General features: G+C 27.6%; 21 protein-coding genes and 1 tRNA gene. 16 read left to right on the forward strand and 6 right to left on the reverse strand.

Annotated elements, in window-relative coordinates; all coding sequences use genetic code 11:
• Nucleotides 1-4: 4 nt before the first annotated feature.
• Together JRV97_RS09420 and JRV97_RS09425 are read left to right on the forward strand one after the other, a co-directional pair.
• A complete protein-coding gene (locus tag JRV97_RS09420) occupies nt 5-211 on the forward strand; it encodes a heavy-metal-associated domain-containing protein (RefSeq protein ID WP_280998331.1) in 207 nt (68 codons plus the stop codon).
• A gap of 134 nt (nt 212-345) precedes the next feature.
• Nucleotides 346-1,725 (forward strand): HD domain-containing phosphohydrolase, encoded by a 1,380-nt coding sequence (locus JRV97_RS09425; RefSeq protein WP_280998332.1) that lies wholly within the window; start codon nt 346-348, stop codon nt 1,723-1,725.
• A gap of 118 nt (nt 1,726-1,843) precedes the next feature.
• Here the strand turns inward: JRV97_RS09425 and pyk are convergent, their stop codons facing one another.
• Together pyk and pfkA are read right to left on the reverse strand one after the other, a co-directional pair.
• Nucleotides 1,844-3,169 (reverse strand): pyruvate kinase, encoded by a 1,326-nt coding sequence (pyk, locus tag JRV97_RS09430; protein WP_280998333.1) that lies wholly within the window; start codon nt 3,167-3,169, stop codon nt 1,844-1,846.
• Between the two features lie 11 nt (nt 3,170-3,180).
• Complete coding sequence (pfkA, locus tag JRV97_RS09435; RefSeq protein ID WP_407081587.1) at nt 3,181-4,140, reverse strand: 6-phosphofructokinase; 960 nt, start codon at nt 4,138-4,140, stop codon at nt 3,181-3,183.
• Between the two features lie 174 nt (nt 4,141-4,314).
• On the opposite strand from pfkA, the gene JRV97_RS09440 reads away from it, so the two are divergent.
• The 8 genes from JRV97_RS09440 (at nt 4,315) to JRV97_RS09475 (ending at nt 12,515) form a co-directional block, all read left to right on the forward strand.
• The gene (locus JRV97_RS09440) at nt 4,315-4,530 is read left to right on the forward strand and encodes a putative signal transducing protein (RefSeq protein WP_280998335.1); all 216 of its coding nucleotides are present in this window, start codon (nt 4,315-4,317) and stop codon (nt 4,528-4,530) included.
• Nucleotides 4,530-5,636 carry a glycine cleavage system aminomethyltransferase GcvT gene (gcvT, locus tag JRV97_RS09445; RefSeq protein WP_280998337.1) on the forward strand — a complete coding sequence of 369 codons (1,107 nt, stop codon included), beginning with the start codon at nt 4,530-4,532 and terminating at the stop codon, nt 5,634-5,636. Before JRV97_RS09440 ends, gcvT begins: the two co-directional genes overlap by 1 nt.
• An 11-nt stretch (nt 5,637-5,647) precedes the next feature.
• Nucleotides 5,648-6,013, forward strand: coding sequence for a glycine cleavage system protein GcvH (gene gcvH / locus JRV97_RS09450; RefSeq protein WP_407081547.1), 366 nt, complete (start codon nt 5,648-5,650; stop codon nt 6,011-6,013).
• 52 nt (nt 6,014-6,065) lie between these two features.
• The gene (gene gcvPA / locus JRV97_RS09455; RefSeq protein ID WP_280998341.1) at nt 6,066-7,424 is read left to right on the forward strand and encodes an aminomethyl-transferring glycine dehydrogenase subunit GcvPA; all 1,359 of its coding nucleotides are present in this window, start codon (nt 6,066-6,068) and stop codon (nt 7,422-7,424) included.
• Nucleotides 7,408-8,835, forward strand: a complete 1,428-nt coding sequence (gene gcvPB / locus JRV97_RS09460; protein ID WP_280998343.1) for an aminomethyl-transferring glycine dehydrogenase subunit GcvPB — start codon at nt 7,408-7,410, stop codon at nt 8,833-8,835. The genes gcvPA and gcvPB overlap by 17 nt, the downstream gene beginning before the upstream one ends.
• Before the next feature lies 1 nt (nt 8,836).
• Complete coding sequence (locus tag JRV97_RS09465; RefSeq protein ID WP_280998344.1) at nt 8,837-9,139, forward strand: YciI family protein; 303 nt, start codon at nt 8,837-8,839, stop codon at nt 9,137-9,139.
• 37 nt (nt 9,140-9,176) lie between these two features.
• Nucleotides 9,177-10,901 carry an ABC transporter ATP-binding protein gene (locus JRV97_RS09470; protein WP_280998346.1) on the forward strand — a complete coding sequence of 575 codons (1,725 nt, stop codon included), beginning with the start codon at nt 9,177-9,179 and terminating at the stop codon, nt 10,899-10,901.
• Nucleotides 10,902-11,255: 354 nt separating this feature from the next.
• Nucleotides 11,256-12,515 (forward strand): MFS transporter, encoded by a 1,260-nt coding sequence (locus JRV97_RS09475; RefSeq protein WP_280998348.1) that lies wholly within the window; start codon nt 11,256-11,258, stop codon nt 12,513-12,515.
• A gap of 36 nt (nt 12,516-12,551) precedes the next feature.
• On the opposite strand, the gene thrS is transcribed toward JRV97_RS09475, so the two are convergent.
• The 4 genes from thrS to JRV97_RS09495 are packed head-to-tail and all read right to left on the reverse strand — an operon-like array spanning nt 12,552 to nt 17,983.
• Nucleotides 12,552-14,468 carry a threonine--tRNA ligase gene (thrS, locus tag JRV97_RS09480; protein ID WP_407081588.1) on the reverse strand — a complete coding sequence of 639 codons (1,917 nt, stop codon included), beginning with the start codon at nt 14,466-14,468 and terminating at the stop codon, nt 12,552-12,554.
• A gap of 27 nt (nt 14,469-14,495) precedes the next feature.
• Nucleotides 14,496-15,293, reverse strand: coding sequence for a RidA family protein (locus JRV97_RS09485; protein ID WP_280998352.1), 798 nt, complete (start codon nt 15,291-15,293; stop codon nt 14,496-14,498).
• Between the two features lie 17 nt (nt 15,294-15,310).
• Complete coding sequence (prfA, locus tag JRV97_RS09490) at nt 15,311-16,381, reverse strand: peptide chain release factor 1 (protein WP_280998354.1); 1,071 nt, start codon at nt 16,379-16,381, stop codon at nt 15,311-15,313.
• A gap of 60 nt (nt 16,382-16,441) precedes the next feature.
• Complete coding sequence (locus JRV97_RS09495; protein WP_280998356.1) at nt 16,442-17,983, reverse strand: ABC transporter permease; 1,542 nt, start codon at nt 17,981-17,983, stop codon at nt 16,442-16,444.
• A 26-nt stretch (nt 17,984-18,009) separates the two neighbouring features.
• Here JRV97_RS09495 and JRV97_RS09500 point away from each other — a divergent pair, with 26 nt between their 5' ends.
• From JRV97_RS09500 to murA, 6 genes are all read left to right on the forward strand, one after another.
• Nucleotides 18,010-19,125, forward strand: a complete 1,116-nt coding sequence (locus tag JRV97_RS09500) for a metallophosphoesterase family protein (protein WP_280998357.1) — start codon at nt 18,010-18,012, stop codon at nt 19,123-19,125.
• Between the two features lie 102 nt (nt 19,126-19,227).
• Nucleotides 19,228-19,303 (forward strand) — tRNA-Ala (locus tag JRV97_RS09505).
• A gap of 172 nt (nt 19,304-19,475) precedes the next feature.
• Complete coding sequence (locus JRV97_RS09510) at nt 19,476-20,300, forward strand: HAD family hydrolase (RefSeq protein ID WP_280998359.1); 825 nt, start codon at nt 19,476-19,478, stop codon at nt 20,298-20,300.
• On the forward strand, nt 20,260-21,078 hold the full coding sequence (locus JRV97_RS09515) for a hypothetical protein (RefSeq protein ID WP_280998361.1): 819 nt from the start codon (nt 20,260-20,262) through the stop codon (nt 21,076-21,078). Before JRV97_RS09510 ends, JRV97_RS09515 begins: the two co-directional genes overlap by 41 nt.
• A gap of 15 nt (nt 21,079-21,093) precedes the next feature.
• A complete protein-coding gene (locus JRV97_RS09520; RefSeq protein ID WP_280998363.1) occupies nt 21,094-21,714 on the forward strand; it encodes a diguanylate cyclase domain-containing protein in 621 nt (206 codons plus the stop codon).
• Nucleotides 21,715-21,762: 48 nt separating this feature from the next.
• Entirely contained in the window at nt 21,763-23,025 is a 1,263-nt protein-coding gene (gene murA, locus JRV97_RS09525; protein WP_407081589.1) for a UDP-N-acetylglucosamine 1-carboxyvinyltransferase, read from the forward strand.
• Nucleotides 23,026-23,114: the final 89 nt, after the last annotated feature.

Raw genomic sequence — 23,114 nt, forward strand, 5'->3', positions numbered from 1 at the left:
TTGTATGGATTTAGTATTATCAGTACCAGATATGGGTTGTCAACATTGTGTAATGAAAATCACAAACGCTTTAAATGAAATAGGAGTAAAAAGTTTTGACGTGAAACTAGATGAAAAGAAAGTATATATTCAATCTCCAAGCTGCGATGTTGAATTAATTTTAAGAAAATTAGAAGAAATAGATTATCCTGCTGAGATTGTTATGGAATAAATGAGCCCTTGTGGCTCATTTATTTTTTTATACATTTTTTATATTTAAAAGTTAATTAATTAAAAATAGATTTTGAAAAAAAATTTAAATGTAGTATAATATTTTTAGAAAATATTTGGGGGATTTTATATAAAATGAATAAATGGAAAATATTATTAGTAGATGATGATAAATTAGTACATTTATTTATTGAATCAGCTTTAAAAGGTTTGGAATTTGAAAACAAACCTATTGAACTTTGTCATGCTTATAATTTAAAACAAGCGAAAGAATTTTTAGATATTAATACAGATACAGCTGTATTAATATCCGATTTGGTTATGGAAAAGGATTTAGCTGGTTTAGAATTGATAGATTATGTTAGAAATAAAATTAAAAATAGAAATGTGAGAATTATTTTAGAAACAGCAAGACCTGAAAAAGCGCCAGAGGATATTACCGTTGCAACATATGACATTAATTTATATATAGATAAAAAAGATTTAAACGAGGTAAAATTGAGAACAGCAGTATTAACTTCATTAAGATCGTATAGAGATATTATTTTACTTGAAAGAGGAGTAAAAGGACTTGAGAAAATAGTGAAAGAACCTTATGAATTATTGTTTTTAGAAGATATATATGCTTTTTTGGAAGAATGGTATGAAAGAGTAAAAATGTTTATTAAATACTATTCAATTGTTGTTGAGTATAAAGTAGGAATAAAATATAAGAATTTTGTAATAGGAGAATTAAGTGAAGAAGAATATGAGGAGTCTAATGGTAATATAATAAAAAAAGAATTTGATTATAAAGAAGATAAAGGTTTATTTATTGTTAAATTTAAATATGATATAAACCCTATTGAACACGGTATAATATCAACATTTATAGAAAATATATATCTTAGTTTTATATCAAGTAATTATTTTATAGATATGCATAAGTCACATAAAGAAATTATTTATAAACTTTCAGATATTATTGAAGCAAGATCTGGTGAAACAGGATTTCATGTAAGAAGTGTTGCTGAAATTGCATATATAATAGGAGAAGCCTATGGTTTGGATCAAAAAAGATTAGATGTTTTAAAGTTAGCTGCGCCTTTACATGATATAGGTAAAATAGGTATTTCAGATACTATATTGAATAAACCAGATAAACTTACTGATGAAGAGTTTGAAATAATGAAAGAACATCCAATAATAGGATATAATATCTTAAAAAATTCAAAATGGGAAGTTTTTGACATTGCCTCTAAGATCTCTCTCCAACATCATGAAAAATGGAATGGAAGCGGATACCCTTTTGGGTTAAAGGGAGAGGATATTCTTTTAGAAGCTAGAATTGTTTCTATAGCAGACGTATTTGATGCATTAACTCAAGATAGAGTTTATAGAAAAGCATGGCCTATTGATCAAGCGGTAGATTATATATTATCGTTAAAGGGAATATCCTTTGATCCGGTTTTAGTAGATATATTTATAGATAATATTGAGAAAATAAAAAAGTTAAAAAGTGAATTACAATTTTAATAAAAATAATGCTGCTTAACGCAGCATTATTTTATTTCAGCAATATGCAAGAAATTTGTTTTACTTGAAAAACCATAAGGAATACCCGCAGTAAAGATAATTTTTTCTCCAGGTTGAACTAATCCTTCATTTTTAGAGTTTGTTTTACAATGTAAAGCATAGTATCAGTACTTACAAATTCATTTACAATCATTGGTTTGACTCCCCAAACAAGAGCTAATCTATTATATGTTTTTTCTGAATGTGTAACAGCTATGATGTTTACATTCTCTCTATACCTTGAAACTGCTCTAGCAGTATACCCTTTATCTGTAACCGCAACAATTGTTCTTATTCCAGCAGATATAGCTATTTCATTTGCTGCTTTTGAAATAGCATTTGTTGTTGAATCTTCTTCATCAAAATCAAAAAATAATGCACCATAATGATTTATATATGGTTCTGTTTCCTTTGCTACTCTGTCCATAACCCTTACTGCTTCTAATGGATATTTACCAATTGAAGTTTCTCCTGATAGCATTATTGCATCAGTTCCATCAAGAATAGCATTAGCTATATCTGTAGTTTCTGCTCTTGTTGGAACTGGATTTTCTATCATTGTTTCAAGCATTTGGGTTGCTGTAATAACAGGTTTAGATTTTTTATTTGCTATACTAATAATTCTTTTTTGTAATACAGGTATTTTTTCTGCTTCTACTTCAACTCCCAAATCTCCCCTAGCAACCATTACAGCATCTGATAATTCTATTATTTTTTCAAGATCATTATCTATAGCTTGCTTTGTCTCAATTTTACTAATTATTTGAGCATCATTTGCATGTAAAGAATTAAGTATTTCTCTCATTTCAATAACATCTTCTGGCTTTCTTACAAAAGATAAAGCAAAATAATCTACTTCATTTTTTATACCAAATTTAATATATTCTTTATCCTTTTCTGTTAAGGCAGGAATTCTAATATCCGCTCCTGGAGCATTAATTCCTCTTCTATGAGTTATTATAGCTGTATTTCTTACTTTTGTTTTTATATTTACGCCATCTGACTCAATGACTTCTAATTTTAATTTTCCATCATTTACTAAAATTAAATCACCTGGTTTAACATCTTTTGGTAATCCTTTATAGTTTATTGAAACTTTTGTTTCATCACCTACAATATCTTCAGCAGTTAAAATAAATTCCTGACCTTCTTGCAATGTAACTTCATCTTTATTAAATTTTCCAGTTCTGATTTTTGGTCCTGCTAAATCTAACAATATAGCTACAGGTTTATCAAATTCTTTTCTTACTTTTTTAATTACTTCAATTCTTTTTTGATGAACTTCGGGACTTTCATGTGATGTGTTTAATCTTAGAACATCAGCACCAGCTTTTATTAATTCTCTTACCATTTCTTCTGATTCAGTAGCTGGCCCTATAGTAGCAACAATTCTTGTTTTTCTCATATAATCACTCCTTAAGATAATGTATTTACTAATTCAATTAATTGTGGGTCTAAAACTTTCTTTTCGCTTAAAACTTTTTCTAAAGGAACAGTAACTGTTTGTCCTTTTTCTAAAGCAACCATTGTTCCAAATTTCCCTTCTAATAGGAAATTAACTGCTGAATATCCCATTCTTGAAGCTAAAATTCTATCAAATGCTGTAGGAGAACCACCTCTTTGAATATGTCCTAAAATTGTTATTCTTGTTTCATATCCAATCTTATTTTCAAAATGTCTTGCAACAGAATAAGCACTTGCAGCACCTTCTGCTACAACTACAATACAATTTATCTTCCCTCTTTTTCTTTCTTGCCATATCCTATCTGTTAGTTCATTATAATCAACAGGTACTTCAGGTATTATTACTGCTTCAGCACCAACAGATAAACCCGACATTAGTGCAATGTATCCTGAACCTCTTCCCATAACTTCAACAATAAAAGCTCTTTCGTGTGAAGAAGCTGTGTCCTTTAATTTTTGCATTGCATCTACTGCAGTATTTAAACATGTATCAACACCTATTGCCATATCTGTGTGTGGAATATCATTGTCTATAGAAGCAGGAATTCCAATAACAGGAACATTGAATTCTTCATATAATAATTTAGCTCCTGTTAAACTACCTTCTCCACCAATAACAACCAATCCATCAACACCTAATTCTCTTAAATTTTTAGCCGCTTCTGCTCTAATCTCAGGATTTTTAAATTCTGGAACTCTTGCAGTTCTTAATATTGTTCCGCCTTTCTCCATTATTCCACCAACAGAAGAATAAGTTAATTCAATATAATCTTTATCTAAAATTCCAGCGTATCCTTTGTAAAAACCTATAACATCTATATTTTTTGATGCAGCAGTTCTTGTAACAGCTCTAACAGCAGCATTCATTCCCGGAGCATCGCCTCCACTGGTAATAATTCCAATTTTCTTAATTTCAGGCATAAAACTCTCCCTCCTTAATATTATTAAACGCGAAAATCTATGAATATATGAAATTTTTTTCATTTATCGCCATTTATTGGTATTATACCACGTTTTTTATAAAATTTCTTTTCTTTATAAATACAAATTTTAGATGTATAATACAAGAGAAAAGAGGTGATCGTAATGTGGAAAGTATTAAAATCACATGTTAACGATTTTGAAGCTCAAATAATAAAACAATTATTAGAATCAGAAGGAATAAACTCATTGATAAAAGCCCCTAAAGAATTAGGTATAGGCAGAGAATTTTTTGGTAATGGTACAATTATGAATGTATATGTTGATGAAAAAGATTATGAAAATGCAAAAGAAATTTTGGAAAATAAGGAGGCAGATTAATGGAAAACTTAAAAAGAACACCACTTTTTGAAGAACATGTAAGATTAGGTGCAAAAATGGTACCTTTTGGCGGTTGGGAGATGCCTGTATGGTATACATCATTGAAAGATGAACATCACACAGTAAGAAATAATGTAGGTATTTTCGATGTATCTCATATGGGTGAAATTGATATAAAAGGCAAAGATGCTTTGAAATTTGTCAATTATCTAATAACAAATAATGTAGAAAAAATAAAACCTGAGGAAATTGTTTATTCTCCTATGTTAAATGAAAACGGTGGGATTATTGATGATTTATTGGCTTATAAATATTCAGATGAACATGTGTTATTAGTAGTTAATGCTTCTAATATAGAGAAAGATTATAATTGGATTGTAAAACAAGCAGAAAATTTTGATGTAGAAGTAAAAAATATTTCTGATATAACAGCTCAAATTGCAATACAAGGTCCTAAAGCGGAAGAAATGTTACAAGAAATTTCAGGGGTTGATTTGAAAAAAATTTCATATTATAATTTTACTGAAGGAAGAATAAATGGAATTTATTGTTTAGTTTCAAGAACAGGTTATACTGGCGAAGATGGATTTGAAATCTATTTTGATAAAGAAGCTGCTCTTCCAATGTGGAGAAAATTAATTGAGCTTTTACCTAAATATGATGGAAAACCTGCAGGATTAGGAGCAAGAGATACATTAAGATTAGAAGCTACATATCTATTATACGGTAATGATATGACTGATGATATAACACCATTTGAAGCAGGATTAAAATGGGCTGTTGATATGGAAAAAGATTTTATAGGAAAAGAAATATTATTAAAAGAAAAAGAAACTGGTATCAGAAGAAGATTAAAGGGTATAGAAATGTTGGAAAGAGGTATTCCTAGACATGGTTATAAGGTTTTTGTTGGTAATGAAGAAGTAGGATTTATTACAAGTGGTACAGTTTCTCCTACATTAGATAAGCCTATAGCTTTAGCAATGTTAAATAAACCATATTATAAAAAAGATACAGAGGTTGAAGTGGAAATTAGAGGTAAAAGAGTAAAGGCAAAAGTAATAAAAACACCATTTTATAGAGGTAGTGTAAAAACAAGAAAATAACTTAGGAGGGTATGAAAATGAAGAAATTTACAAAAACACACGAATGGGTTGAAGTAGAAGGTAAAAATGCTACAATAGGTATTACAGCACATGCAGCAGAAGAATTAGGTGATGTTACATTTGTTGAATTGCCAGAAGAAGGAAAAGAAGTAAAAAAGGGAGAAGCTCTTTGTGCTGTAGAATCAGTAAAATCAGCTAGTGATGTTTACTCTCCAGTTTCAGGGAAAGTTATAGAAGTTAATACAGAATTAGATGCATCACCAGAAATTATTAACGAAGATGCAGAAGGAAAAGGTTGGATTGTAAAATTAGAACTTTCTGATGAAAGCGAGTTAGATGATTTATTAACAGAAGAAGAATACAAAAACTCATTATAATCATAGGCCCGGATTTCCGGGTCTTTGAAATTTTAAGAGTGAGGTGAAATAGGTGAAAAGATTTCCATACATTCCACATACAGAAGAAGATATTAAAGAAATGATGAATGTAATTGGTATCGATGATATAAAAGAGTTATATAAAGATGTTCCCAAGTTATTTGAGGGAGAATTAAATATATCAGAATCAAAATCTGAAATTGAAGTAAAAAGAGAATTGTTGGAATTATCAAACAGAAATGCAAATTTAGAAGATTATGCTATGTTCAGAGGTGCAGGGATATACAAACATTATGTTCCTTCAGCTGTATATCAATTGGCTACAAAAAGAAATTTTTTAACTGCATATACACCATATCAAGCTGAAGTATCTCAAGGTACATTACAAGCATTATATGAATTTCAAACTGCTATATGTGAATTAACAGGAATGGAAGTAGCAAACTCATCGATGTATGACGGTGGTACTGCAGTTGCTGAAGCAATATTAATGGCATCAAGGGTTAACAAAAAGCATAAATCATTAGTAGCAAAATCTATTCATCCAGAATATATAGAAGTATCAAGAACATACACAGAATCTCAAGGTCTAGAAATAGAATTGATTAATTATGATGAAAAAACAGGAAGAATAGATTTAGAGGATTTAAAAGATAAAATAGATGAAAATACAAGTTCTGTTGTTATATCTTATCCAAATTTTTTTGGAGTAATAGAAAACATAAAACGAATTAAAGAAGTTTTACCAGAAAAAGTATTATTGATAGTTAACGCATATCCAATAGCTTTAGGATTATTAGAAGCGCCAGGCAAATTAGGTGCAGATATTGTTGTAGGAGAAGGTCAATCACTTGGGAATTACATGTCATTTGGTGGTCCTACATTTGGATTTTTTGCTTCAAAACAAAAATATATAAGACAAATGCCTGGAAGAATTATAGGTGAAACAGTTGATGCTGATGGTAAAAGAGGTTTTGTAATGGTTTTACAAACAAGAGAACAACATATAAGAAGGGCGAAAGCTACATCTAATATTTGTTCAAATCACGCATTGATGGCTGTTATTGCTTCTGTTTACTTAAGTATTATTGGAAGAGAAGGATTAAAAGAAATAGCATATCAAAACTATCAAAAAGCACACTATTTAGCAGAAAAATTAATTGAAACAGAAAAATTTGATCCTGTTTTTGAAGGAGAATTTTTCAATGAATTTGTTATAAAACCTAAATTTGATTTAGATAAATTTAATGAGAAATTATTAGAAGAAAAATTCATTGGTCCATTAAACTTAGGAAGATTTTTTGATGATATGAAAAATTATGGACTATTCTGCACAACAGAATTAAATACCAAAGAAGAAATTGATTATTTGATTTCTAAGGTAGGTGAAATAGATGAAATTAATCTTTGAAAAATCTAAAGAAGGAAGAACAGCATTTTCTTTACCAAAATTAGATGTTCCAGAAGTTAAAATAGAATTAGAAAATGAGTTATTAAGAAAAGAAGAACCAAATTTACCTCAGGTAAATGAATTAGAAGTTGTAAGACATTATAATGAATTAGAAAGAAAAAATCATTCAGTAGATAGTGGATTTTATCCACTTGGTTCATGTACAATGAAATATAATCCTATGTTAAATGAAGAAATGGCAAATTTGTTTAATAACATTCATCCTTATCTTGATGAAGAGCAAGTTCAAGGTGCATTAGAATTAATGTATAATTTACAAAAATATCTTGGCGAAATAACCGGGATGGATGCTGTGACATTACAACCAGCTGCTGGAGCTCATGGTGAATTAACAGGTATGCTTATTGTTAGAAAATATATAGAAGATAATGGCTATACAAATAAAACTAAAGTAATACTGCCTGATTCAGCTCATGGAACAAACCCTGCTTCTGCAAAAATGGCTGGTTTTGATGTAGTAGAAGTGAAATCAGGTTCAGATGGTAGAGTTGACTTGGAAGAATTTAAAAAAGTAATGGATGATAGTGTAGCTGCTATTATGCTTACAAATCCAAATACATTGGGGTTATTTGAAAAAGACATATTAGAAATTGCCAGATTAGCCCATGAACACAATGCATTATTATATTATGATGGAGCTAATTTAAATGCTATTATGGGTAAAGTAAGACCTGGAGATATGGGTTTTGATATAGTTCATTTAAATTTACATAAAACATTCTCAACACCTCATGGTATGGGGGGTCCAGGTAGTGGACCTGTTGGAGTAAAAGAAAAATTGAAAGATTACTTACCTAAACCAATTGTTGATATTAATGAAGATGGAAAATATTTCTTTAATTATGATATACCAAAAAGTTGTGGAAGATTAAGAACTTTTTATGGGAATTTTAGCGTAATGGTTAGAGCGTATACTTATATTTTAATGATGGGAAAAGAAGGCTTAAAATTTGCAAGTGAAATGGCAGTTTTAAATGCTAATTATTTAAGAAAAAAATTAGAAAAAGAATTTGATATTGCATATGATGAAATATGTAAACATGAGTTTGTTATAGATGGATCTTTCTTAAAAGAGTATGGAGTAAAAACACTTGATTTTGCTAAGAGGTTGTTAGATTATGGCATTCATCCACCAACAATTTACTTCCCGTTAATTGTTCATGAAGCTATGATGATAGAACCAACAGAAACAGAATCAAAAGAAGAATTAGATAGATTTGTAGAAGTAATGCATAAAATATTAGAAGAAGCAAAAACAGATCCAGAAATATTAAAAGGTGCTCCAAGGAATACTCCTGTAAGAAGATTAAATGAGACAATAGCGAATAAACAATTGAAATTGAGAGGATAATATGAGACAGTTTATTTATATATTAAAATTAATACCTAAATATATGGATGAAAATAATTGGACAGAGGAAACAAATGAAATAATAAGTAGACATTTTTTTAGACTTAAAGAATATACAGAAAAAGGTAAAATTATTTTAGTAGGAAGAGTTCCTGATGAATCAGACCCTGAATCATTTGGTATTGTAATATTTGAAGAAGAAAATGAAGAAAAAGCAAATGAATTTATGCAAAATGATCCTGCTGTTAAAGAAGGAATTATGACTGCAAAATTATTTCCGTTTAAGGTTGCTTTAATTAGATAGCGGCTTGGCCGCTATCTTTATTTTACGAGGTGATTCTATGATAAAAAGATTTATTAGATATTACAGACCGCATTTGAAACTGTTTTTTTTAGATTTATTATCTGCTTTTACTTTATCTGTATTAGGATTAGCCTATCCTATGATTACTAGGGAAATAGTAAATGTAGGAATAAAAAACAAAAATATTGAGCTTTTGATAAACTATAGCATAGTATTATTAATAATATTCATTGCAATGTATTTTTTAGAATATGTAGTTACATATTGGGGACATGTATTGGGTTTGAGAATTCAATATGATATGAGAAGGGATTTATTTTCACATTTACAAAAATTATCTTTTAATTTTTTTGATAATTCAAAAATAGGTCATTTAATGTCAAGGATAATAAATGATTTATTTGAGATTTCTGAATTAGCTCATCATGGACCAGAAGATTTATTTATTTCTTTAATAAAAGTAGTTGGTGCTTTTATTATTTTATTGTTTATAAATATAAAACTAACTCTTATATCATTTTCTATTATTCCTATAATGGTTTATTTTATGATTTATTATAATAATAAGCTAGAAATGGCATTCAAAAAAGCTAAAGAAAAAATTGCAGATGTAAATTCAAGAATAGAAGAGTCACTTGCAGGTATTAGAGTTGTAAAATCATTTACAAATGAAGAATATGAAATAGAAAGATTTAATTATGGAAATGAATTATTTAAAAATGTTAGAGCAGAAGCATTTAAATATTTAGGTACTTTTTATCCCACAATTAATTTTTTAGGAAATATGGCTATTCTTATAATGATTTTTGTTGGGGGAATTTTTGTATATAATGGTGATATTAATGTGGGAGATTTTATAGCTTATAATCTTTTTGTAGGTCAATTTTTACAACCTTTAAAAGTTTTACTTCGCTTTGTTGAAATGTATCAACAAGGAGCTGCTGGCTTTAGAAGGTTTTTAGAAATTATGGATAAAGAACCAGAAATCGTAGATAAAGAAAACGCTATTGAATTAAAAAATGTAAAAGGAGAAGTTGTTTTTGAAAATGTGGGTTTTTCATATGATGAGGGTAAAAAAGTACTACACAATATAAACTTGCATGTATCTGCTGGTGAAACTATTGCTATTGTAGGACCATCTGGTGGCGGTAAAACAACATTATGCAGTTTAATACCAAGGTTTTATGATATCTCTGAAGGAAGTATAAAAATTGACGGAATAGATATAAGAGATATAAAAATAAAATCATTAAGGCAAAATATCGGTTTAGTTCAACAAGATGTATTTTTATTTTCGGGAACTATTAAAGATAATATAAAATATGGAAGAATGGACGCCACTGATGAAGAAATAATTGAAGCAGCGAAAGCGGCAAATGCCCATGAGTTTATTTTAGAATTATCTGATGGTTATGATACATTAATTGGTGAAAGAGGAATTAAGTTATCAGGAGGTCAAAAACAAAGAATATCAATAGCAAGGATGTTTTTGAAAAATCCACCTATATTGATTCTTGATGAAGCGACATCATCTTTAGATAATCAAAGTGAAGCGATTATTCAAAGATCTATTGAAAAATTATCAAAAAATAGAACTACTTTTATCATTGCCCACAGACTTGCAACTGTAAAACATGCTAAAAGAATTATAGTTTTAACAGAAAATGGAATCGTTGAAGAAGGAACTCATGAAGAGTTAATGAATAAGAAAGGTGAATATTATAAATTATATAATGCTCAATTTGAATCATTATTAATATAATCCGGCTTTGCCGGATTATTTTTTTACTTTTATAATATAAAATTTTATAATCAATTACTCAAATATTTTAATATTGATTTTAAAAAAATAAAAGTGCCCCTTGACATTATATAAAAAATATGATATACTTCTTATAGATTTTAAATAATAACCATTAAAATATCAAAAATATAAAATATTATTTTAAAATTTTTAAGTATAATAAAAATAGGGGGTGAGGATATGAAAAGTAATGAAAGAAAAAATATTAGAAAAAGAAAAATTAAATCTTACTATGAAGGATTTGATCAAATCGATGAATTAAAAGAGATATTAATTGAAATGAAAAGATATCAATTCTAAGGAAGTGAAAAGATGAACAAATTTCAAAAAAAGAACTTTATACTTTTTGTTATTGGTAGAATAGTGTCGTTATTAGGTAGTGGTATTCAAATGGTAGCAATGCCATTGTTTATATTGGATTTAACAGGTTCTGGAACAAAAATGGGATTATTTGCTATGATAAGTATGATTCCTGCACTTTTAATGGCTCCTTTTGCAGGCGTTTTAGGTGATAGATTTAACAGAAGAAATATTATGGTTATAATGGATTATACAAGGGGAGTATTAATTTTATTTTTGGCATATTTAACGTTTACAGATAATATAACTTTAAGTATTTTATTTGGTATGCAAGTAATTATATCATTATTTGATAGTTTATTTGGCGCAGCTACTAGCGCAATGATACCAGATCTTGTTCCAGAAAAAGATTTAATGAAAGCAGTATCAACAACAGAAAGTGCTAGTAGTGCAGCTATGATAGTAGGACCAGTTTTAGGTGGAGTAATATATGGTTTATTAGGTATGAAATGGGTATTTTTATTAAATGGAATTTCTTTTATTTTATCAGGCTTTAGTGAAATGTTTATTAAATATAATAAAACAAGTAAGTTAGAATCAAAAATAAATGCAAAAATAATATTTGATGATATTAAAGATTCTATTAAATTTATTTTTAAAAATGATGTTTTAAGAAATTTAATGATAATGGCTATATTTTTAAATTTCTTATTTAATCCAATGTTTGTAGTATTATTTCCTTATACTTTCAGAGAAGTAATTGGTTTTTCTCCTCAACAATATGGATTATTAGAAACAATGTGGACTTTAGGAATAATGATAGGAAATATACTTTTAGGGTTGTTCTTTTCAAATAGTGAAAATAAAAAATTGATGAAAAATGGAATATATGGAATGGTAGGTATGAATTTATTATTGTCATTATTTTTAATACCTCAAATTAGAAATAATTTTACTATATGGAAAATATTTTTAATTGTCGGTACAATAATAATAATTATGGGATTAACGAATGCATTTGTAAATACTCCAATATCGGTATTTTTTCAAAGGATTATTCCAAATGAGAAAAGATCAAAAATATTCTCAGTGATAGGAGTATTATTTCAAGCAGCAACACCTATTGGTATGGCATTAATGGGGCTTTTAGTTGATAGATATGAAGTGCATATTCTATTTATAATATTAGCAATATTGATATTATTAGATGTATTGATTTTTTCAAAAAAATTAGATAATATTGATTTCAATCCTTCCCTTGAAAATGAATAAAAAAGTAAGCAGCGATTTTTAATCGCTGCTTATTAATTAATAGCTTAACTTCAAACTTCTATTTTTAATTTCTTCTTTTACTGTTTTAATGAAGTCTTCAAGTTCTAAATCTTCAACGGTGTTTCCTTCTCTTGTTCTTACATTATATTTTTTAGTTTCAAGTTCTTTTTCACCAATAACAATCATATATGGTATTTTTAACATTTGAGCATTTCTGATTTTATAACCTACTGTAGCATTAGAAGAATCTAATTTAACTCTTAAACCTTCAGCATCTAATTTTTCATATAATTCTTTTGCTGCATCAACATATTTATCAGAAACAGGTATAACAGCTACTTGTTCTGGAGATAACCAAGTTGGGAATGCACCAGCAAAATTTTCAATTAATATACCAAAGAATCTTTCTATGGAACCATATATTGCTCTATGAATCATAACAGGTCTTTGCAATTCATTATTATTATCTACATAATGTATATCAAATCTTTCTGGCATTTGGAAATCTAATTGTATAGTGGCACATTGCCATTTCCTTCCAATAGAATCTTTTATATGGAAGTCAATCTTAGGGCCATAAAATGCTCCATCACCTTCATTTATCTTATAACTAATTCCAGATCTTTCTAAAGCTTTTCTTAAAGCTTCTGTAGCAACTTCCCAAGTTTTTTCATCACCCATATGGTCTTCAGGCATTGTACTTAAATCTGCTTCATATTCAAAACCAAATGCACTATATAATTCATTTGTAAAGTCCATAACTTTAATTATTTCATCTTCTATTTGGTCTTTTGTACAATAAATATGGGCATCATCCTGAGTGAATGATCTTACTCTAAATAACCCATGAACAACGCCACTTCTTTCATATCTATGAACTTTACCAAATTCTGATAATCTTATAGGTAAATCTCTATAACTGTAAACTTTTGATTTATAAATCAATATATGTCCTGGACAATTCATGGGTTTTACAGCATATTGTATATCATCTTTTTCTGTGAAATACATATTTTCTTTGTAGTGATCCCAATGTCCAGATTGATGCCATAATTGAATATTCATAATTAATGGTGTGATAACTTCTTCATAACCATATTTTTTATGTAATTCTCTTGAGAATTCTAATAATTCATTTATAACCTTTGCACCTCTTGGTAAGAAAAATGGCATTGCAGGTGCTAATTCGTTTTCAAACATAAATAAATCTAATTTAGGTCCTATTTTTCTATGATCTCTTTTCTTTGCTTCTTCTAACATTTTTAAATATTCGTCTAATTGATCTTTTTTAGCAAATGCTGTTCCATATATTCTTTGTAACATTTTATTTTTTTCATTACCTCTCCAGTAAGCACCAGAAACAGATAATAATTTAATGTGTTTAATTTTCCCTGTAGAAGGTAAATGAGGTCCTCTACATAAATCAAAAAATTCTCCTTGCTTATAATAGGTTACTGTATCATCTTCAATATCCTCTAAAAGTTCTAATTTATATGGTTGATCTTTAAACAATTCTTTTGCTTCTTCTTTAGAGATTACAAATCTTTCAATAGGTAAGTTTTCTTTTATTATTTTTTTCATTTCTGCTTCTATTTTAGGTAGATCGTCTTCTGATATTTTTTCTTCTAAATCAAAATCATAATAAAAACCATTTTCTATAACTGGACCAATAGCTAATTTTACGTCTTTGCCATATAATCTTACAACAGCTTGAGCCATAATATGTGCAATGGTATGTCTAAATATTACAGGTGCTTCAGGATCTTTATCAGTAATGATTTTCACTGTAGAATCCTTTTCAATTGGTCTTGTAAGATCATATAATTCTCCATTAACCAAAGCACCTAAAGCTTTTCTGTATAAACCTTCTGAAATTTCCCGTGCAATTTCTCCAGCTGAAATTCCTTTTTTATATTCCTTTTCAGAACCATCAGGAAGAATAATTTTAATCATATCCATATATATATCACCCCTTTAATATTATTTCTTTGCAATACATGCTATTTCTACGTCAACATTTTTTGGAAGTTTTGAAACTTCTACAACAAATCTTGCAGGATATGGTTTTTTAAAATATGTTTCATATATGGCGTTAAATTCACCAAATTTAGACATATCTGTTATATATACACTTACCTGTACTATATCTTTAAAGGAAAATCCAGCGGCATTTAACACATTTTTTAAATTTTCCATAGCCTGTTTTGACTGTTCAACGAATGATTCGGGAATTTCTCCAGTTTCAAAGTTTATTGGAATTTGCCCTGAAACATATAATTCATTTTCTTTTTGAAGAGCTGGTGAATAAGGTCCAACAGCTGAAACTCCTTCGGGTATTATACCTTTTTTATTATTGAATAGTTTTATATGTATTTGAGTATCAAAATAATCAAAATAATTTAAATTTAAATTTTTAATAAGTTTTGAAAGATGATTTTTATCTTCAAAATATATAAAATAATTATTTAAAACGAATGATAACATTAAATTATAAATGATGAAGTATAAAATATATGCAATGATATTCATTTTTATTAAAGAAATTGAGATTAAAAAAGCCATTGCTACAATAACAATACTAAAATAGTGTACAAAAATTTTTAATCCATCTTTTTCTTTTGAAAGCATATAGGTGCCAATTAATTGTGTTAATGTCGTTAATGTAAAGAAAAAAAGGAAAAACACATTAACTTTTTGAGTAGCTGAAACGGAAGCAAACCCTGTCATTGCCGTTAATATCCACGAAAGCTTATAAAAAATATCCAGATAAATTTTCATAAGATTTCCCCCTTTTATTAAATTTCGAGATTTTCTAACTTTTCTCCCAGATCCCATTCGATAAGTTTATCTATTATTTCATCAAGAACGCCATCTAAGATAAAATTTAACCTATAAGAAGTAAAACTTATTCTGTGATCAGTAACACGGTTTTGTGGGAAATTATATGTTCTGATTTTTTCACTTCTTTCACCGGTACCTATTTGAGATCTTCTTTTAGAAGTTAATTCTTCTTGTTGTTTTCTTAAAGCCTCTTCATATAATTTAGCCCTTAATATAGACATTGCAGCTTCTTTGTTTTGATGTTGAGATCTTTCATTTTGGCATGTTACAACTATACCACTTGGTATGTGCACAATTCTAACGGCAGACTCAGTTTTGTTAACATGCTGTCCTCCAGCTCCACCTGCTCTATATGTGTCAATTCTTAAATCTTTTGAATCAATTTTTACATCAACATCTGTAGCTTCTGGTAATACAGCGACAGTGGCAGTAGAAGTGTGTATTCTTCCTCCTGATTCTGTTACAGGTACTCTTTGTACTCTATGAACACCACTTTCATATTTTAATCTTCCAAAAACACCTTTTCCTTTTATTTTAATCACAGCATTTTTTGTTCCGCCAATTCCAGTATCACTTAATTCCATGATTTCATGTTTCCATCCGTTATTTTCCGCATATCTTAAATACATTCTCATTAAATCGGAAGCAAATAATGCAGCTTCTTCGCCACCAGTCCCTGCTCTTATTTCCATAATTATATTTCTTTCGTTGATTTCATTTCCTGGAATTAATAAACTCAATATATTTAAATTATATTTTTTAATATTTTTTTCAGCCTCTTCTAGCATAGCATTATATTCATCATCATCTATTTCATCAGCATGTTTTAATTCTTCTAATGTTTCTTTATCTTCAATAGCCTCTTCTAATTTTTCAAAAAGTTCTTTTAAAGAAGAAAGTCTATTATGTTCTTTTCCGAGATGTTGAAGTTGTTCAAGATCAGAAGTCACATTAGTGTCAGCAAGTTTTTTTTCTACATCACTTAATTTTTCGAGAACCTTATCTTTAAAAGATAATATATCCATATAAACACTCCTTATTCTTTTTTTGGTATTATATCATATTTTCATTTTTTCTTCAAAAAATTAATGTTTTTCTTTGTTTAAAAATACAGAAATATTAAAGATTATAAAAATTATAATTATGGTTATAGATGCCAGTGCTTGGCTTTCTAAATAATATCGAGCATTTGAAAGAGAATAATTTACATTTGAAATTAGTGGGAAGTAATCTATTGACTGCATTGTATATGATATTGTGAATTCACCAAAAACAACAGCGAATATTTGAAGAAAAACAGATAATAATGTGTTTTTTAATATAGGTAATTCTATAAAGAAAAACGTTTTTAATGTATTTGCACCGTCTATTTTTGATGCTTCAACTAATGAATAATCAAATGATAAAATTCTTTGTTGCATAAATGTATAAGCTAATGGAATACTAATAATTGTATATCCTATTCCTAAAAGTATTGGATAAGGAATTGAGAAATTAATATTTAAGCTTAAAAGGCTCATTGCTAAAAATGCTGATGATATTCCTAAGGATGATAATATAAAAATATTTGAAAATATCATTTGACCATGATTTTTTATATTTCTTAAAATAATATATGTAAATATTATAGATATAATGCTTACAATAAATGATATCAAAAAAGTATTATAAAATGATTTTATTACAGGATAATATAGGTTTATATTTTTTGAAAAAAGATTTATAAATCCCTTTAATGTAAATCTGACATTTATAAAATCAAAAAAACCGGCCAATGTTCCAGTTATAACAATAGAGTATTCGTATAATAAATAAAAAAAGGATAATATTACTATAAAAATATTGTTTTTGTATGTATAATTTTCTTCAATATTTAACTCATAAATTTTTGGTATTGATATGATATAATTTAATATTAATAATACAAAAAATTGGATTATTGCATATGTTAAGGCTTTTGAAAAATCCAAAGAACTTCGTAAAGTAGTAAAAATAGCTACTTCAAAAGTTGAATATTTTATTCCGCCTAAAGATAATACAATGGCAAAACTAACAAAAGAATATGTGAATACTAAAAAAGATGCTTTTAAAATAGATGGTAAAATAAGAGGGAAAGTTATATTTTTAAAGATATTCCATTTGCTTGAACCATCTATAATAGCATTTTCAATATAGTTTTTCGGAATAGCTTTTAAAGAATCTGATATATATTTTACAAATATTGGAGAGTTATAAAAAGAGTGAGCTAAAATTATAGCTATTAAGGTATATAATATATTAATGTGAAATAATTTGTTGATTATTCCATTCGAGCCATATAATAATGAAAAAGCTATAATAGTAGGAATTGGTGGGAAAAAAAACGGAATGAAAAATGAATTTTCTAACAATTTACTAAAAGGATTATTGTTATTGGAAACATAAAAAGCAGGAAAAACACCAATTAAAAAAGAAAATAAAACAGATAGAGATGATTGTAATAATGTGAATTTAAGTATTCTTATAGTTCTGATTTTTGTTAATACATTAAGAAAAGAATTAAGGTCAAAGAACTGAGATATTAAATTTCCAATAGGAAAAATCCACAAAATAAAAAAAAGAAAAATAAATACATATAATTTTTTCATAATATCCTCCTTAGGTGGTGAAATAGATGAGAAAGTTTTCTTTATTAATTTTAGGAATTATTATTTTTTCAACTTTATTATTAGCAAAATTTATCTGGCCTCCATATTTAACAAATCAAGGAGAAACATATGTCACTATTAATTTTAAAACATTAGATGAAAATATTCAAGTCAATTTATATGAAGAAAATGTTTTAATTAATGAATTCAGAAGTTTGAAAAAAGGGTTGGTTCACTTAAAGATTAAAAATTTAAAACCAAATACAAAATATAATTATGAAGTTATTACTAATGATGATTATTACAAAGGATTTTTTCATACAAAAAATAACAATACAGCTAAATTCAAAATTGTGGTATATGGTGATACAAGATATTATGACAAATTACATAGAATGATTATAGAAAAAATAATAGATGAAAATCCTGAATTTGTTTTTAATGTTGGTGACCTGGTAGAAAACGGAAATGAAATTAAATATTGGAATAATTTTTTTAACGTAATAAAAGGGTTAAACTGTTTTTATTATCCTGTTTTAGGAAATCATGAAAAAAATTCTAAAATTTATTATGAAGCTTTTGATCTACCAGAAGGTGGAGGAGATTACAATAAACAATGGTATAGTTTTTCATATGGAACTTATCATTTTATTGTTCTGGATTCAATAATTCCTTTAAATTCTAAATTATTTAATAAAGAAACTCAGTGGCTTATAGAAGATTTAAAGAGGAATAAAGAAAAATATAATATAGTTTTCTATCATTACCCCTTTTGGAACAATTCCCCATATGTCTGGCGAAAACAAAATTTTGAACTAGAGAAAAATTGGAGGCCTATTTTTGAAAAATATAATGTTAAATTAGTATTTAACGGTCATGTGCATGGATATGAGCGATTTGAAAAAAATGAAATTGTTTATATCACAACAGGTGCAGGTGGAGCTCCTTTTGACAAAGCTACAAAAAAAGCATATGTTCCTAATACTAAAAAAGTAGTTTATGGTGTTTTAGAATATGTAGTTTTGGAATTGTCAAAGGATAAAATAAAAATTATAGTAAAAGGCGTGGGTGAATCTGCAAGTTATAATATTCATAATGTTAAACCAGTAAATAAAGTAATAGATTATCTGGAAATCAAATAAATCTTTTTGGATATACTATTCAATTAATTTATTTATAAAATACTTTATTAAACAATGATATATTGACTTTTAACAAATTTTATTATATAATATTGGCGATGTGGGGTCGTGGCGCAGCTGGGAGCGCGCTACCATGGCACGGTAGAGGTCGTGGGTTCAAGTCCCATCGACTCCACCATAAAAACAGCCTTGGAACCCAAGGCTGTTTTTTATTATGCTAATCATATTTATCATCATTAAGTATGATTAGTTGTAGAAAATTAATAAAAAGATATAAAAAAGCTATATTATTCAATTTTTTTATTTTCAAATTTTTAATTTTATGTTATAATCTTTTTGGAGGGTGAAAAATGAAGAAAAATATTTTTGTTTTTGATTTAGATGGCACTTTATTAACTTCAAAAGAGGAGATATCACCAAGAACTATTAATGCTATTAAGACACTTTTTGAAAATGGTTATTTTATTATAATTGCAAGTGGTAGAATGTATAAATCAACTAAACTGGTAATCGAAAAATATTTTCCATTTTTAAAAGATATTCCTATCATTTCATATAATGGTGCCTACGTTGTTTCTCATACAGGAGATGTTGTTTTCGAATCGGATATTGAAAAAAAAGATGCAATAGAGATTATTCAAGAAGCTAAAAACGAAAACATACATGTTCAGATATATTTAAATGATGAATTAATAAGTGATAAAGATAATGCAGAAATAAAACAATATTCAAAACATTCAGGTGTAAATTATAAAATAATAAATAATTTGGATGAGTATATATTAAAAAGTAAAAATGGCCCAACAAAAGTGCTTACTATAGCAACAAAAGAAAAATTAGATGTATTTCAGGAAAAAATGATTTCTAAATATGATCATAAATTGAATATTGTGAGATCTTTTAATATATATTTAGATTTTTTAAACAAAGATACTTCAAAAGGAAATGCTTTAAAAAGAATAGCTCAATTGTATGATTTGGATTTAGAAAATGCTTATATTTTTGGAGATAGCGAGAACGATATTTCTATGTTAGTCTTATCGAAAAACTCATATGCAATGAATAATGCTTCGGAGAAAGTAAAATGTGCAGCAAAAAATATAGCTCCATCAAATGATGAAGAAGGTGTTGCTATTGTCATTGAAAAAATATTATCTGATATTTCTCATTATTAGCTTTTCAATATTGATATACTCTGAAAAGATACCGGTATTTAAAGAAGAAAATTTCATTGGATATATTAATACATCTCTAAATGATAGCCCTAATAAAGAGATATTAAATGGTTATTGGCTAAATTTGAAAGAAATAAACAAAGAACTGGATTATTTTGTTTTAGGAACGTTAAATTCATATGACTTGATTTATAAATTTAGCAAAGAATTAGGGAGTTATCTTTTAAGCAAAGGATATGATTTTATAATTTTTGGTAATTTAAAAACATTGAAAGAAGACTCTGAGAATTTTTTGGATTATATTGCGAGTTCTCCATATATTGTGTCTCAAATATTATACACTATGATTAGAGGATTTGAATCTTCGGGCATTTTTCCTATTGTGTATTTAGAAAAAGATTTTAATAAAGATATAAAAAATTCTTTAGATCAAAAAGGCGGTAAAATAAATTACCTTTCAGATTTCGATAATCAAAATTATATGTTTTATGATAAAATAAATAAAAAAATATATTTAAATAGTTCATATTTACCTAAATTGGGTTGGGAAATTCCACAGGAAGAAAATATAAAAGCAATAGTATCTCAGATATTTGAAAATTCTATTATTATTACTGGATGGATGGGAAATGACTATAAAATTTATTATAGAGAATTACCGAAAAATAGTAAAGAAAAAAGTATAATTTATTTTTCGAAAGATGTTAAAAATAAGATAGATGATTTTTTAAACAAAAAAATCACAATATATTCAGCGAAGAAAAATTGGGATTGGTAAAGGGGGATAAATATAATGAATATGGAATATGAAAATAAGGTAAATATGTTGGAAGAAGAGAATAATAAATTGAAGGAAACAATAAAAGAGCTTAAAGAAGAAATAAAAAATATGAAAGAAATTATAAATGAAACAAACAGATTAATGGATGAATATAATAACTTCACAAAGGAAGAAGTAAATGCATATAGTGATTTTGTAGAAGGATTTATTGAGAGAAAATTTATAGATCCAGCAAGTAGAGTTTACTCAAGAGAATTTTTCGATAAAGTATTCTTTTTATTACTGGAGAAAGCATTTGAAAGTGGAAATAACTATGGGTTATTAATAATAAAGATACCAGAATTAAAAGACCTTAATTACAATGGGGAATATCATAAAGGCCCAGAAATGGAAATAGGAAAAATTTTAAGGAGTAATGTAAGACTTCCATTGGACCTTGTAATGAGATACTCAAAAATTACATTTACCATTATAATCCCAGACATAGATGAAGAAGTATTATTTAAAATTTCAGATAGATTAAAATATCAATTAAAGAATTTTACCAAATCACCTGAAACATTGGAATTTTATTCTTTCTATTTACCAAAGGATTTAACATCAACGGAGGAGATATTGAAATTTTTTGATTAGATCTAGATTGGAGGATAAAAAATGGAACACAGATTGGAGATAGAGACTATGGGGAAAATTAAAGTTTTTGGACCTCAGAGGGCTAATGGCGAAATAACAATATCAGGGTCAAAGAACTCTGCTTTACCTATTTTAGCAGCTACATTATTGACGGATGAAAAAATAATACTTCATAATATACCAAATTTAGCTGATGTAAATACAATGATAGAGATTTTAGAAAATGCTGGAAAAAAAATAACCTGGGATGAATCTTCTTTAATCATTGAAAGATATTCAAATATGAATTCGGTTTTGCCATATGGTCCTGTAAGACGTATGAGGGCATCATTTAATGTTTTAGGACCATTGACAATAAGAAATGGTTATGCAAAAGTTGCATTACCGGGAGGATGCTCAATAGGAGTTAGACCTGTTAATTTTCATCTTGAAGGATTAAAAAAATTGGGTATTGAATCTCAAATAGAACATGGGTTTACACATTCGAAATTTATAGGAGCACCAGAAAAAGTGCATATTTCTTTACCTTTTCCAAGTGTTGGAGCAACTGAACATCTTATAACTACTGCAGTGTTATTAGATGGAACCGAAACAATACTGACAAATTGTGCTCAAGAACCAGAGATTGTGGATTTATGTAACTTTTTAATATCAATGGGAGCTAAAATTGAAGGACATGGAACTTCTAACATAAAAATATGTGGAGTAAAGGAATTATACGGTACTGAGTATACTATTATTCCAGATAGAATAGAAGCTGGTACCTATGCAATATTAGGAGCGATAATGGGGGAAAAAGTGACTTTAAATAATGTTATTGAAGAACATATATTCTCGTTATTGGATATATTTGAAAAAATTGGTATAAATTATACTATGAAAAATAATATTTTAACAATAGAAGGGATTTCAAAGTTAGAATTATCTCCTGTAGATATTGAAACGGCTACATTTCCAGGTTTTCCAACTGATTTACAACCCCAATTAATGGTTTTATTGAGTCTGATTCCTGGGAGATCATCAATTACAGAAAATGTTTTTAAAACTCGTTTTAATCATGTTGATGAACTCAATCGTATGGGAGCTAAAATATTTGTTGAAGGAAATACAGCTATTATTACAGGAGTTACTAAATTATCCGGTGCGCCTTTAGAAGCAACAGATTTGAGAGCATCAGCGGCATTATTAATAGCTTCTTTAATTGCAGATGGAGAAACAATAATAAATAATGTAGATCATATATTCAGAGGTTATGAAAAGTTGTTTGAAAAATTAGAAAAACTTGGATTAGAAATAGAATATTATGAATAAATGAGCAAGCAATTGCTCATTTATTTTTTTTTAATTTATAGGTATAAAATACTATATTGTTTAATTTTTAACAAAAATGAGGTAATTTC

The sequence above is a fragment of the Marinitoga aeolica genome (genome assembly GCF_029910535.1).
In the GTDB taxonomy this organism is placed as follows: domain Bacteria; phylum Thermotogota; class Thermotogae; order Petrotogales; family Petrotogaceae; genus Marinitoga; species Marinitoga aeolica.

Excerpts from the sequence above, each read along its gene's own strand:
- pyk (WP_280998333.1), bottom strand. The coding sequence starts at position 3,169 with ATGAGAAAAACAAGAATTGTTGCTACTATAGGGCCAGCTACTGAATCA.
- JRV97_RS09420 (WP_280998331.1), top strand. The coding sequence starts at position 5 with ATGGATTTAGTATTATCAGTACCAGATATGGGTTGTCAACATTGTGTA.
- JRV97_RS09465 (WP_280998344.1), top strand. The coding sequence starts at position 8,837 with ATGAGACAGTTTATTTATATATTAAAATTAATACCTAAATATATGGAT.
- JRV97_RS09510 (WP_280998359.1), top strand. The coding sequence starts at position 19,476 with ATGAAGAAAAATATTTTTGTTTTTGATTTAGATGGCACTTTATTAACT.
- JRV97_RS09495 (WP_280998356.1), bottom strand. The coding sequence starts at position 17,983 with ATGAAAAAATTATATGTATTTATTTTTCTTTTTTTTATTTTGTGGATT.
- JRV97_RS09520 (WP_280998363.1), top strand. The coding sequence starts at position 21,094 with ATGAATATGGAATATGAAAATAAGGTAAATATGTTGGAAGAAGAGAAT.
- gcvT (WP_280998337.1), top strand. The coding sequence starts at position 4,530 with ATGGAAAACTTAAAAAGAACACCACTTTTTGAAGAACATGTAAGATTA.
- prfA (WP_280998354.1), bottom strand. The coding sequence starts at position 16,381 with ATGGATATATTATCTTTTAAAGATAAGGTTCTCGAAAAATTAAGTGAT.
- JRV97_RS09440 (WP_280998335.1), top strand. The coding sequence starts at position 4,315 with ATGTGGAAAGTATTAAAATCACATGTTAACGATTTTGAAGCTCAAATA.
- gcvPB (WP_280998343.1), top strand. The coding sequence starts at position 7,408 with ATGAAATTAATCTTTGAAAAATCTAAAGAAGGAAGAACAGCATTTTCT.
- gcvH (WP_407081547.1), top strand. The coding sequence starts at position 5,648 with ATGAAAATGAAGAAATTTACAAAAACACACGAATGGGTTGAAGTAGAA.
- thrS (WP_407081588.1), bottom strand. The coding sequence starts at position 14,468 with ATGATTAAAATTATTCTTCCTGATGGTTCTGAAAAGGAATATAAAAAA.
- JRV97_RS09485 (WP_280998352.1), bottom strand. The coding sequence starts at position 15,293 with ATGAAAATTTATCTGGATATTTTTTATAAGCTTTCGTGGATATTAACG.
- JRV97_RS09475 (WP_280998348.1), top strand. The coding sequence starts at position 11,256 with ATGAACAAATTTCAAAAAAAGAACTTTATACTTTTTGTTATTGGTAGA.
- JRV97_RS09425 (WP_280998332.1), top strand. The coding sequence starts at position 346 with ATGAATAAATGGAAAATATTATTAGTAGATGATGATAAATTAGTACAT.
- murA (WP_407081589.1), top strand. The coding sequence starts at position 21,763 with ATGGGGAAAATTAAAGTTTTTGGACCTCAGAGGGCTAATGGCGAAATA.
- JRV97_RS09500 (WP_280998357.1), top strand. The coding sequence starts at position 18,010 with ATGAGAAAGTTTTCTTTATTAATTTTAGGAATTATTATTTTTTCAACT.
- JRV97_RS09470 (WP_280998346.1), top strand. The coding sequence starts at position 9,177 with ATGATAAAAAGATTTATTAGATATTACAGACCGCATTTGAAACTGTTT.